General features: G+C 57.3%; 11 protein-coding genes. 2 read left to right on the forward strand and 9 right to left on the reverse strand.

Annotated features, from left to right (window positions below):
• Positions 1 to 2: 2 nt before the first annotated feature.
• The gene (gene ispH, locus NVV93_RS03575; protein ID WP_258253086.1) at positions 3 to 947 is read left to right on the forward strand and encodes a 4-hydroxy-3-methylbut-2-enyl diphosphate reductase; all 945 of its coding nucleotides are present in this window, start codon (positions 3 to 5) and stop codon (positions 945 to 947) included.
• An 85-nt stretch (positions 948 to 1032) separates the two neighbouring features.
• Here the strand turns inward: ispH and NVV93_RS03580 are convergent, their stop codons facing one another.
• From NVV93_RS03580 to NVV93_RS03610, 7 genes are all read right to left on the reverse strand, one after another.
• On the reverse strand, positions 1033 to 1440 hold the full coding sequence (locus NVV93_RS03580; RefSeq protein ID WP_258253087.1) for a type IV pilin protein: 408 nt from the start codon (positions 1438 to 1440) through the stop codon (positions 1033 to 1035).
• A 13-nt stretch (positions 1441 to 1453) separates the two neighbouring features.
• Positions 1454 to 5428: a pilus assembly protein gene (locus tag NVV93_RS03585; RefSeq protein ID WP_258253088.1), complete on the reverse strand. Its 3975-nt coding sequence runs from the start codon at positions 5426 to 5428 to the stop codon at positions 1454 to 1456.
• 2 nt (positions 5429 to 5430) lie between these two features.
• A complete protein-coding gene (locus NVV93_RS03590) occupies positions 5431 to 6024 on the reverse strand; it encodes a PilX N-terminal domain-containing pilus assembly protein (RefSeq protein WP_258253089.1) in 594 nt (197 codons plus the stop codon).
• Positions 6021 to 6821 carry a PilW family protein gene (locus NVV93_RS03595; RefSeq protein WP_258253090.1) on the reverse strand — a complete coding sequence of 267 codons (801 nt, stop codon included), beginning with the start codon at positions 6819 to 6821 and terminating at the stop codon, positions 6021 to 6023. The genes NVV93_RS03590 and NVV93_RS03595 overlap by 4 nt, the downstream gene beginning before the upstream one ends.
• A 9-nt stretch (positions 6822 to 6830) precedes the next feature.
• Positions 6831 to 7355, reverse strand: coding sequence for a type IV pilus modification protein PilV (pilV, locus tag NVV93_RS03600; protein WP_258253091.1), 525 nt, complete (start codon positions 7353 to 7355; stop codon positions 6831 to 6833).
• Between the two features lie 8 nt (positions 7356 to 7363).
• Positions 7364 to 7843, reverse strand: a complete 480-nt coding sequence (locus NVV93_RS03605; RefSeq protein ID WP_258253092.1) for a GspH/FimT family pseudopilin — start codon at positions 7841 to 7843, stop codon at positions 7364 to 7366.
• A gap of 150 nt (positions 7844 to 7993) precedes the next feature.
• Complete coding sequence (locus NVV93_RS03610) at positions 7994 to 8503, reverse strand: GspH/FimT family pseudopilin (protein ID WP_258253093.1); 510 nt, start codon at positions 8501 to 8503, stop codon at positions 7994 to 7996.
• Positions 8504 to 8676: 173 nt separating this feature from the next.
• Between NVV93_RS03610 and thiO the strand changes: the two genes are divergently transcribed.
• A complete protein-coding gene (thiO, locus tag NVV93_RS03615; protein ID WP_258254279.1) occupies positions 8677 to 9759 on the forward strand; it encodes a glycine oxidase ThiO in 1083 nt (360 codons plus the stop codon).
• A gap of 110 nt (positions 9760 to 9869) precedes the next feature.
• On the opposite strand, the gene NVV93_RS03620 is transcribed toward thiO, so the two are convergent.
• Both NVV93_RS03620 and NVV93_RS03625 read right to left on the reverse strand, forming a co-directional pair.
• Entirely contained in the window at positions 9870 to 10841 is a 972-nt protein-coding gene (locus tag NVV93_RS03620; RefSeq protein WP_258253094.1) for an IS110 family transposase, read from the reverse strand.
• Positions 10842 to 11349: 508 nt separating this feature from the next.
• The gene (locus NVV93_RS03625; RefSeq protein WP_258253095.1) at positions 11350 to 12690 is read right to left on the reverse strand and encodes a sigma-54 dependent transcriptional regulator; all 1341 of its coding nucleotides are present in this window, start codon (positions 12688 to 12690) and stop codon (positions 11350 to 11352) included.

The raw sequence follows: 12690 nt of genomic DNA on the forward strand, positions 1-12690 counted from the left end.
CCATGCAAATCAAACTCGCCAACCCCCGCGGCTTCTGCGCCGGCGTCGATCGCGCGATCGAAATCGTCAACCGCGCGCTGGAAGTCTTCGGTCCGCCGATCTATGTGCGCCATGAAGTGGTACACAACAAATTTGTGGTCGAGGATCTACGTGCCCGCGGGGCGGTTTTCGTTGAAGAGCTGGATCAGGTGCCGGACAACGTCATCGTCATCTTTAGCGCCCACGGTGTTTCCCAGGCCGTGCGCAAAGAGGCGGAAACCCGTGGTTTGAAGGTGTTCGACGCGACCTGTCCGCTGGTGACCAAGGTACACATGGAAGTCGCGCGCTACAGCCGCGACGGTCGTGAGTGCATCCTTATCGGCCATGAAGGCCATCCCGAGGTCGAGGGCACCATGGGCCAGTACGATACCCGCAATGGCGGGGCGATCTATCTGGTGGAAGACGAGGAGGACGTTGAGCGCTTGCAAGTGCGCAATCCCGAATCACTGGCCTTCGTCACTCAGACGACGCTATCGATGGACGACACCAGTCGGGTGATCGATGCCTTGCGCAGCAAGTTCCCCAGCATCGGTGGTCCGCGCAAGGACGACATTTGCTACGCCACCCAGAACCGCCAGGATGCGGTCAAGCAGCTGGCCAGTGAGTGCGACTTGGTGCTCGTGGTCGGCAGTCCCAACAGCTCCAACTCCAACCGTCTGCGAGAACTCGCCGAACGCATCGGCACTCCGGCCTACTTGATCGACGGTGCCGATGACCTGCAGCGTGTGTGGTTCGACGCCGCCGCTCGCATTGGTATCACTGCAGGCGCTTCCGCGCCGGAAGTGCTGGTGCGTGGTGTGGTCGAGCGGCTGCGTGAATGGGGGGCTGTTGGCGCGGAAGAGCTAGATGGGCGGCCGGAGAATGTGACGTTCTCGATGCCGAAGGAGTTGCGGGTGAAGGCGATTTAACTAGGGGTAGTAGTCGGTTGAAATCGCTTTATCGGATTAAAAGGCTCACTTCCTGAGTTTGGGAGGTGAGCCTTTTTGCTGTGGACTACTTCCAGCAGTCAGTGGCTGATCCGCTGCCCGTTTCGCCTTTTGTACCCGCCTGATTCAAACTGAGATTGCCGCATTTACTATCTGTTCTCTGGGCGGTTGCCGTTAATGTGTATGCGGTGGCGGATGCATTGCTGATGCTCAGTACATAGAGGGTGTTGGCAGAGTTAGCGCTGCTATAGCCGAGCTTTGCAGTGGTATCCGCATAGGTATTGTTTTGTGCGTAATAGCGCTCTTGTCTGGCGGCTGCATCGTTAAGCAATGCTTGGCCTTCGGTGCGGTTACCACGCAATACGTACTCCTGATAACTGGGGTAGGCAATGGCGGCCAAGATGCCGATTATCGCGACCGTGATCATCATTTCGATCAAGGTAAAACCGCGTGTGGAATTTGGCTTTATAGTCATATTGATGCCTCTGTTATTCGATCACACGCCAGCTTTGTCGGCCTGAAGAGTTTGGGCCGCCACTGTATTTCATGCCCACTCCATCTGGAGAGGTAAATATCTCTCCATTGTTGGTAGTAAAGCCGCCCGACCCTTTCTTCTTGTAGCTGCTAACTACGGTGTCTACACCACTACTCAATACGCTATCTCCAGACCCGATTGTTTTACTGTTATCAAGGTCAAATACGTTGAATTTTGTGCGTCCGCCTGTGTAGGGGTCTATGCCGTACTGCCAAGAACCCACGCCTTCCGAGCAAGGGTCGGGGTTGGGTGTAATAGTGTTTAGTAGCAGGGTTTGGCCGCGGGTTGCCATCGGGTTAATCAGCATTTCTCCAGCGTTACTCCCTGTTGTTACCTTGAAGTCGAGCAACCAGCCCCACTTGTTCACATCATTGTCGGTAGTGGTCGTCCTGCCTGCCGTGTACCACTCGAATGGGTCCTGACTGATCAGGCGAATGCCGTCTACGGCATTATTGCTGGCAAAGGCGTTGGCTGGTTGCTCGGTAATCCTCTGTGCTTGGAGATTGGATCTATTTAGTGGAGTGCTCCGAGCTGCGGTGATTTGGCCTTTGGTTTGTCGATCCCATATGCCATAGAGAGTAAAGGCCCTGGCCGTGTCTGCGGTGCCGTCGGCGGTTTCAAAGTACTTGCCGGTGCCGAAAATCACTAAATAACCTATCCCGCTAGGGTGGCGAACCAGGGACGGCGGGGCACTGATGGCTTGTGTGGTGGCAGTACCGGAGGCACGACCATCGTAGGCGGTGTACAGCGGGCTGCCACCGTAGGAGATAGCAAAGGTGTTGGCATTGATAGTGCCGATCGCGCTTTTCAGGAAAGGGTCTGGGGCTGCGGGGGTGGCGCTAGTCGTTACCAAGTCAAAACGCCACATATTGCCTTGCAGGTCGCCGGCATAAGCATAATCAGCGATGCCGTCACTGTTGTTATCAGCCAGTTTGACGCTGGATAGCCCGTTCGGCAGAGCGGTGTTGCCGGGCACGACCAGCTCTCTCTGAAGGGCGCCAGTTTGAATGTCAAAAATCATTAGGGATGCTTTATCTACAGTAGAGCCGGCTTGGTTGCCGTAACCGTTTCCCGTTACCACGGCCCATTTGCCAGTATGCAGTCTGGCTATAACCGGTTGTGGAAAGGTGTAGCCAAGATTGGTCAGATCGGCCGCGGGGGTAGTGTCATCAAAGCTGCGCTCCCAGAGCAGTGTGATTGCCGTGGGGTTGGTGATGTCTAGGGCAAACAGCGAGCGGCCTCCCGCGCGCAGTGTGCCGATCAGCACGGTGTGCCAGGCGCCACCAAAGAAAACATCATTCACGACCGGGGTGCCGTCCACAAAAAAACGGTGATTGGCAGCGTAATTTTGCGCGGGCAGTCGGTAGAGATTTTTTAACACCGCAGTAGGCACGAACGCGAACACTTCGTCGCCGGTATTGGCGTTAAAACCATGCAGCATGCCGTCATTGGCACCGACATAGACCATTGGTGTGCGGGGTGGGTTGGCTCCATCAGCGCGTTGAGCGGTTTTGAATGCGCTGTAATTGTTGGCATCGGTAGCGGAGAGGCCTTCGATACTGTCCGCCAGATAGCTCACGTATTTAGGCGTGGCAACGATGACTGGTGCGGAGTTGATGATGTCACCGAGCACGCTGCTGCGTTCGCGGAACTGACCGGCTGCAGTGCCTTCGTTACTTTGATCGCCGCGGATATAAAGCAACCGCGCTGCACCATTGCTGTCGGTGTTCGGCGTAGCCGTACTGTCATTATTGATATTGAGCAGGGCCTGTTGGGTGGGGCTGAGGTTGTCCCAGGTGAAGTTCGTGAGCTTGCTGCTGGCCGTACTGCTGAACATCTTTATCGTGCGGTTCGACGCAGTTTGATTGGCGATTCGGGCTCTGACGTTCCAGGCTGCAGTGCGGGTTCCGCTCGCGCTAATGGTGTACTTGGAGAGGTTACCGCTCCAGTCATCGCTGTCGAGTTGGGTCTCATAGACATCACGGGTCAGTACGTCGTTGACTACCGAGGCGGTGACCCCGGGGGCGCCGGCGGAGGCGACCCCGCCGTTGATGCGGGCAAGAATTTCGGCAAAGGCGGTGATGATGCTGGAGGGGTTGTCGGCACTGAAAAACTTGCCGCGCGAGTTAATCGCCGCATGCCAGAGATCGTAAACGTTGTTAGCGCTGTCGTCTGATGCTGGCGGCCAGGCGGTGCCGTTTACTAGCGCGTTGTAACCTGCGCCGCCGAAGGTGTCTCCGCTCCAGGCCAGGCCGGGTTGTTGCAGTGATTCGGTCAGGCCGAGGCCGATGGTGAAGGTGCTCAGGTGTTGCCAGGTGGCCGGGTCGTTTTTCGGGTTCCAAAATTGAGTAGTCGCATTTGTATCTGTCACGGGTATATAGGCTTTTACCGTGTTAGCCAGTGCTCTGGCATCGCTTGCCCAGTAGTGGAAGGCGAGGTCGGCAAGGGTCTGGGTAGTGGCGTCAGCGAACGGACGTTGTTGGCCGTAATCGATGCTGCCGGGAAGGTCTGCGTTGGCGCCATCGTGCATGAAGGTGCCGCTGGGGGATGGGAACGACACGGGGTTTTCGTTCCATCTACCGTCCGTCATCAATATGTGGTAGTTAGCGCGGCAGGCATATTGGGTGCCTGTCACTGTGGCGCCGGTGGCGCCGGTGGTGGTATTTAGCGGATGCGGGTTTTCTGCCCAGGCATTGTCTGTGCGAGTAAACTCACCGGCGCGCTGCACGGCGGCGCGCAAGGGCGTGTATTGATCAAATTTAAAACTAGTTAACCAGCTAAAAAAGTTGCCGCGATGCTGAGCGGTAAATTTACGCAAATAGTTGGCAATGTTACTGCAGCTAGAACTAGAACCAGATGAGTCAAGAATGATGCAAGAACTAGAGCCTGATGTACCGCCAAGGTTTTGCCAGGTTAAGCGTACATTGGGGTCCAGCGTGTCGAAGGCCAGGTTGGCGGCGCTGAGCGTGGCCAGTGCGCGGGTGCGATAAAAGGAGTACCAGCGGGAAAAGTTTAGCCGCTCATCAGTGCCGGCTAGGAGGTCGTCGGCGCGTACTTGGCCGGAGGTGGCACTGACGTTAACCAATTTGTAACAGTTGTCGTCGTTTATTCTGTTGGAAATAACGGATGTGCAGTTAGTTTGGCTAGTGTCATAAACATAATAATAAGCCGGAACCCCCGCCGCCGGTTTGCGCCTGTCGTTAGTGGTGATGGTGTAGACGTTGTTGTTGGTGTTTCTTGAGCAAGTCACTGTTTGGTTGTTGAGCGGGGTGGTTATTACCGCCGTGCATGCGGTGCCAGTGCTACTGTCGCGTCTAACAGTAAAGACAACATTGTTAACTGTGTAGGGTGTGGAAGTGCTGCCGTTGCTTTGGGTGTTGGTTACCGTTGTAGTGAAGTAAAAGTCTGGTTCCGGATTCGCAGCTAGCCTTGTATTTGAAAGGCTGGGGCCGTAATCAGTAGTGTTGACGTAGGTGCTCGGAAGAGCGGTTTCCCAAGCGGAATCCCAGCTCACCTTGTAGCTGGTTTCCAAGTTGAGAGTGCCGGTAGTAGTGTTGGCAAGGAAGCCATTGTTTTGGGCAGCGGTAAAGCTTGTACTGTAAGGCGTGGCTGCCTCACTGCCGTTGGCGGCGATCTTGAGCGGTAACTTGTAGGTTACTGCCGGGTCGTAGTACATGGGGTTGAATGTATTGGATTTTGCTCTGCGACTGGCAAAGGTATTGCCGATTGTGTCGGGCGCGTATGCAAGCCGCATGCTACCGGAGTTATCAAGGGTCAATATGAGGTTGGGGGCCACACTGGGGGTTAGGATCAGTGGCGCATTGGCTGGGTTTAATTGGGTCGCATCAGCAGGCGCCATCGCGCTCATGAGCAGGGCGGAGACCAGCAAACTTTGCGTAGTTTTCCCGTAAAAACCTAGAGTTCTCATGGTTAGTTTCCGTTATCGAAAAGTTTTGCGGTGGTCGAGCGCAGATTGTGAACATTGCTGGTCGAGTTGTTGACTGCCTGGCTGTTGACTTCATAGCGAAAGGTGCCAGTTGCTCCGAGCATGGAGCCGTACTCTGGGTTTTCTGCCTCGCCATCCCCCCCTCCGGAGGGCGCCGGCATGGCATACCAGTTGATGGTGGTATTGCTGTTCGCTTGGGTGCCGTTCTTGGGGTGGTAAGGGCGGTATTTGCCGGCAGTGGCGAACTGTAGGGTATAGGTGTAAGCGTTATTTATTAAGTTGAGCAGGCAGGGCGGCTGTGCGTTGGCATCGACCGCAGCGCAACTGCTTGTTGGTTCCAGCGGTGTAATTGAGGCGACCACACTGGCTTCGCCGTCGCGAAGGCCTGATTCGGCGCTGTTGGCAAGTCGCTGTTGCTCGATATAGTTCCCGGTAATGCGCGACTCCAGGGTGACTTCACGGGCGCTGGAGAGTGCAAGCAGGGTGACTACCAATAAAATTATCAGAGCGATAAATAGCGAGGCGCCTTGTTGTTTTTTATAGGGGCTTAAGTGCTTGTTAAGAGGCTTTGTACTCATGGCATACGATTCCTTAACATTACCGTGTTTTGCGATACTTGATAAATTTGGCCGCTGTCGAGAGCTTTCATAGCGGTAACCTCTGCAGCGGTTGCGCCGGTAAGGTCTTTCCAATTCAGTAGTGCGGTATCAATGCTTACGGCCTCGCGTAAATTAATACTGCTGCTGCGCAGCAGGATTGTGTAGCGAATAGCTAGGACAGGTTGATTTGTGCCTGGGGAGGTTTTGATATAGCTATTTATTGCCTGGGGGGTCGTGGCGCTGCCTACGCCGTACTCAAAGCGCAAGTCAAGTACGCCACTAATTAGTGCTGCGGTAGTGCTGCCACGAGTACAGGTCAGCTCGTTAGCGCTATTAATGGATAGTTTTTCAGAAAATATTTCAGTGGCCTTGGTGTAGGGGGTTGTGAAGTTTGCGGCGGTCGTTACGGTGTTGCCCAGACAGTCCCGGTCTGTAGCGTCTTTAGGCTGGTAGCGAATGCATATTGAGTTTGCACTATCGCGCTTTACTGTTTCCCCTGCCGAGAATGTGCATCCTGAAACAGTCGCGGCCGGGAATGCACCCTCTATGGATTCGTCTGGCCGCCGGCGATAACCGGCTCTGCCCAATTCTTGCTGTAGAAATAACGATGCAAAACGGCTGCCTTCTTGGTTCTCGGCTAGATTTTGCTGAAATGAGTAGCTTTTCTTGTTGTCGATGTAAATTTGGGTGACGCCAATAATCAAGAAGCTGCTGATGGCCATCGCGACCATGAGCTCTATCAGGGATAGTCCGAATTGGCTTTTGTAGTTGTTCATATGGGCACCCTAAATATCTGAACGCAAACGGTAGTGGCAAGTGGTGCTAGTACTGTCGTTCGAGTTGCTGCTGTCCATGCAGTCGCCCGCCTTTACCTTCCAGGCCAGCTGAATCTCTACTGCTGAGCCCGCGTTTGCTGAGCAGGTGCCAGGGCTTGTTGTGCGGCAAACATAAAAGTCGCTGGTTAGCAGGCTGGTTGTGACGCCGGGTAGGAGCTTGCCAGCCTTTTGCGCCCAACAGGCGAGTTGCTCTTGGGGGGATTGTGGAGTGCCGCCGCAGCCGGCAGTTGGCACCGCGGGGAAGGCTACGGCTGCCGCCTTGTAGAACCCGGATGAGGCTGGAAGCCCTGCGGGTTGGGCGCGGATTAATTCAAGTAGGTCATTTGCCAATGCGGCGGCGGCGTTGCGCTGGATGGAATCCTGGGTGTACTGAATAGTTCGGCTCTGCATGGCCACCATGCCGAGAACGCCAATGCTGACCAGAAGTAAGGTGATTAAAACCTCGACCATGCTAAAGCCTTGAGTGCTTTTCATCGTTGTACTCACGGTGTGCAAGAAGTTAGTGATGCGCCGGTTTCGTCCATGCCTTTATTCGAAACACGAATGTGACCGCTGTTATTAACCTTTATCTTGTAACCAGCTGCGGCGTCTGTACCGTTGCAGATGATGATACTTGGGCTGTTGCTGGTCGTACCGTTGGAGTTGAACGTCATCGGCATGGCGCTACTGCTCGCGGCAATATTGATGCCGGTTGGTGTTTCTAAGCTACGCAGTTCGATGGTGGAGGTGCAGGCGTTGCCTTTTTTAACTATCCAGGTCCCGCTGTTTAAGCAAAGGATATAAGTCGTGTTGTTTTGCACTGCTGTGCTGCGAGCGAATTGCAGCAAGCTGGACAGTTCGTTACTGGCGCTTTGCACTCTGTTGTTATTGATAAAGCTGGTGAAGCTGGGTACGGCAATGGCCGCAAAAATTGCCAACAGAACGATGGTTATCATCAGTTCTATCAGGGTGAAACCATCCATCCCGTTTGTACGCACCATCAAAAAACCCTCGAAGTGTGGCAGTGTTGATAATGCTTTGGGGCCTCGGTGTTGTCCCGAACAGGGGGATGGCCGGAGTCGAATACGCGATAGCTGGTAAGATGGCGTGAATTTGCTCGCCGGTGCGGTCACTCACAAGCATGTCGTCCCTATATCTTGTGTGGTCTCCAAGCCATTCACCCGTCTCAGTCGGCCCTGACGATTGAGCACGACCTGCAAAATGACCTGGTCATTTCGATCACATAGATAGAATCGGCCATTACCCAAGGGCGCTGTGCCGTTTTCGTGGAAGCGGATGCGAGGGGTGAACCCTGCCCAGCGCAGATGATCTTGCGCGGAAAGCCTGTGTTGGGTAATGAGCTGGCCGGTGTCGCAATAACGCAATAGCCAGCCGGATTGCCAGCTATCGTCACAGTCCTGGCCGTTGCTGGAGCCGCAAACTTCGACATCGCGGTTGTGCAGCACGCTGCTGGTCCGGGCTTGATAAAGCTGGGTGTAAAGCAGGTTATGTAGGCTTTGGGTGCGGTTGAGTTCGATCCACCGGCTGAAGTTTGGCAGGGTTATGGATATGAACAGTGAAAGTAGCGTTAGAGCGCAGAGTAGTTCGATAAGGCTGAATGCCTTATGGGGCTTGGGTAGCATGAGCTAAGCATCCTTTGCTTGTGGGTAGCCTTCCTGGCTGGCCCTCTGTATTAGTTGAGGCGAGTTTTTTGTCAAACCCGCGCTGTGTTTAGGCGTTGGTTGTGTGATCGATACAACTTTTTGGAGCGGTTTTAGTGGTTTCTCTGGCGAGTAAGGGTGAGCAAGCTGGTTTTTTGGTCGTGGGCGGCGGTGCTATTGGCCTGTTGAGTGCTTTTCTGCTGGCGTCGCAGGGACAGTCGGTAGTTTTGTTGGAGCGCCAGTTAGCCGGCCAAGAGGCCTCCTGGGCCGGTGGCGGAATCGTCTCGCCGTTGTATCCGTGGCGCTATAGCCAGGCGGTGACAGCGTTGGCGCATTGGTCGCAGGATTTCTATCCGCAGTTAGGCGCGCAATTGATGGCGGAGACCGGGGTCGATCCGGAGGTGTATGTCACCGGGTTGTATTGGCTGGATCTGGATGACGAGGCCGAGGCGCTGGCTTGGGCGCGGCGTGAGGGGCGGCCGTTGGTGGCGGTGGGGATCGAGGAGGCGTATCGCGCGGTGCCGGTGCTGGGGACGGGCTTTACACGGGCGGTGCATATGGCCGGGGTGGCCAACGTGCGCAATCCGCGCTTGACCCGGGCGCTGCGTGAGGCGCTGTTGCGCATGCCCAACGTGACGCTGCATGAGCATTGCGCGGTGAGTGGTTTTATTCGCGACGGGCAGCGCGTCGTTGGCGTGCATACCGAGGCTGGTGAGATTCGTGCGGAGCGGGTAGTGGTCGCGGCGGGGGCCTGGAGTGGCGAGTTGCTGGCGGGGCTGGGGGTCGAGTTGCCGGTCGAGCCGGTGAAAGGGCAGATGATCCTCTTTAAATGCGCCGAAGATTTCCTGCCGAGCATGGTGCTGGCCAAGGGGCGTTATGCGATCCCGCGCAGGGATGGCCATGTTCTGGTCGGTAGCACCTTGGAGCATGCTGGGTTCGACAAGACCCCGACCGAGGTGGCGCTGGCCAGCTTGAAGGCTTCGGCTGTCGAGCTGTTGCCGGCGCTGGCCGGGGCCGAGGTGGTAAAGCATTGGGCGGGGCTGCGTCCGGGCTCGCCGGAGGGCATTCCCTTTATCGGGCCGGTGCCCGGGTATGACGGGCTGTGGCTGAACTGCGGGCATTACCGTAACGGGTTGGTCTTGGCGCCGGCGTCCTGCCGCTTGCTGGCGGACTTGATGCTGGGGCGCGAGACGATCATCGAGCCGGCGCCCTATGCACCAGCGGGGCGGCTGGGCTAGGGCGATAGGTGTTGCTGCGCCCGACCCTACAGGGCTTTTGTGGGAGCGAATTTATTGGCTATGTACCCGTTAAGTGTTGCGCCCCGCTTTTGTAGATACCGTCTTGTCACTCAGTGGGCAAGGGCCAGGCGAGCATCAAAGGGTTGGCCCGATTTCAGTACCCCATAGACGATGTGCAGCAGTTTGCGCATCGCCGCGCAGACGATCTGCTTGCCGGCTTTGCCGCGGGCTCGCAGGCGCTGTGCCAGGGCTTTGATGGCCGGATTGTGGGTCAGCGAGACGACCGCCGGCATGTACAGGCCGGTGCGCAGACGAGCCGAGCCCATGCGGGAGATGCGCACGTGGCCCTTGTGCTGACCCGACTCCTGCAGCTTCGGGTTCAATCCGGCGAACGCGGTGATCGCTCGGGCGCTCTTGAACTGCAGCGGATCGCCCAGCTCCGCCAGGAGCAGGGCGGCCGTCTGCTCGCCGATGCCATCGATGCTGACCAGCAGATCGCGCTTACCGCGCAGGTACGGATCGTCATCGATCTGTGCCCGGATGGCCTGCAGGGTCTCGGCAATCTGCTGCTCGACATGCTCCAGCACCGAGCGGATCGAGTCCTGTACGCCGGCATCCGCGACATCCAGGCGATTGCGCTCCATCTGCTCGATCTCCTTGAGATCCTGCAGGCGCCGCACCAACGCGCGCAGGCGGCGTATCGCCGGTGGCTCGGGCTGCCAGGCGCGTAACTCATCCACGTGCCGCTGGCCGTAGCTGGCCATCAGCTTGGCGTCGACCTGGTCCGTCTTGACCCGCTGCAGCTGGCTCCGGGCGTAGCTGGCAATCTGCGCGGGATTCATCACACAGACCCGGTAGCCCAGGCCATGCAGGTGCTCGGCCAGCGCCTCGTGATAGGTGCCGGTGGCCTCCATCACGATCCAGGCCCCGGGCTCGGCGTACTGCTGCAGCCACTCCTGGAGTACCCGGAAACCGGCGGCGCTGTTGGCCAGCTTGGCCTTGGTGCGGTACTTGCCATTTGCCTGCAGGGTGGCGATGTCGAAACTGTGCTTGGCGATGTTGATGCCGACGATGCTGGACATAAAGACTCCTCAGCTAATCCATTCAGGATGATCATCACTGCACCCGGCCCTACCTTGTGAATGCGAGCTCTCACCTGTGGTGGGCCCTAGATACCGTTCGGACTGTTCGAGTGAGTGTGGAGGGCTGGAGCACTATCTACAAAGCTGGCTCGAGGCCTTAGGGTGGGTACGACTTCCAGGCCCTCCCCCGATGATCAGTCGGGGACTATCCCCCTCACGGGACGATAGTCGAGATACAAGGGTGGGTTAGCCGCATAGCGGCGTAACCCACCAGCGGCATCGCCCGTAACCCTGGCGTCCAGCCTGGTCGGTGGGTTACGCCTACGGCTAACCTACCCTACGAGTCATCGCCGCAGGCATCACCTGGCGGACCTGCACGTCTCAACACGTAGCTGGGACATAGCCAATTTATTCGCGATTGGGACTGCGCGAAGTTGCCGGTTTTCGCGGATAAATCCGCTCCTACAGGCCGCTTCCCGGATTTCATCCGGGCTACAGCGGGTAGGGCTCAATCGATCCCCAGTTTCTTCAGTCGATAACGCATTGAGCGGAAGGTCAGGCCCAAGCGTTGTGCTGCAGCAGTACGATTCCAGCGAGTTTCCTCGAGCGCTTGGGTGATCAATTTTCGCTCCAGGTCTTCGAGGTAATCCTCCAAGTTATCGATTTGCGCCAGGCTTGCTTCCCCGCCTTCCAAGGCACCGACGGATTCGGCCAGACGCAGATCGTGAACCTGGATCTGGTCGTCGTCGCACAGCGTATGGGCGCGTTCGAGCATGTTTTCCAGCTCGCGTACGTTGCCTGGGAAACGGTAGCTCTTGAGTTTTTCCTGGGCATCGGCAGTGAGTGTGGCGGGAGCTTGGCCGATGCCTTCGGCCAGCCGCTTGAGCATCACTTCGGCCAGGAGTGGAATGTCTTCGCGGCGTTCGCGCAGCGGTGGAACGCGCAGTTCGATGACATTGAGACGGTAGTAGAGGTCTTGGCGGAAACGGCCGGCGGCTACCTCGGCGGCGAGGTCTTTGTGCGTGGCGCAGAGGATGCGCACATCGACGATTTGTTCCTGTTGCCCGCCGACCGAGCGGATGGCTTTTTCCTGAATGGCGCGCAGCAGCTTCACCTGCATTGGCAAGGGCAGGTCGGCGACTTCATCGAGAAACAGGGTGCCGCCGTTGGCGGCCTGAAAGAGCCCTTGCTTGTCTTCGATGGCGCCGGTGAAGCTACCTTTCTTGTGGCCGAAGAATTCGCTTTCCATCAGTTCGGAAGGGATCGCGCCGCAGTTGACCGGCACGAAGGGCAATTCGGTGCGTGGGCCCTGTTCATGAATAAGCCGTGCCACTAACTCCTTGCCGCTACCCGACTCGCCGCTGATGTAAACGGGGGCCTGACTGCGCGCGAGTTTGAGGATCTGCTTGCGCAGGGCGCGCATCGGTGGCGAGTCGCCGAGCAGCCGGCTGTCGACGGGCAATTCCTCTTCGCCGGGCGCGCGTATACGTAGCGCGGTGGCGACCAGCTCGCGCAAACGACCGAGGTCGACCGGTTTGGTCAAGAAGTCGAACGCTCCGGCCTTGAGGGCATTGATCGCCGTATCCAGGCTGCCATAGGCGGTAATCATCGCCACTGGTACTTGCGGGTGCCGCTGCTGGATATGCTGGACCAGTTCGAGGCCGGTGCCGTCGGGCAGACGCATGTCGGTCAGGCACAGGTCGAAGGGTTCGCGCGCCAGCCACTCGCGGGCCTCCTTGACGTTGCGCGCACTGCGCGTATCCAGGCGCATGCGCCCGAGGGTGATTTCCAGCAGTTCGCGAATGTCGGGCTCGTCATCGACGATCAGGGCGCGTTGTCGGTTGGCCAT

The organism is Pseudomonas sp. LS44 (assembly GCF_024730785.1).
GTDB lineage: Bacteria > Pseudomonadota > Gammaproteobacteria > Pseudomonadales > Pseudomonadaceae > Aquipseudomonas.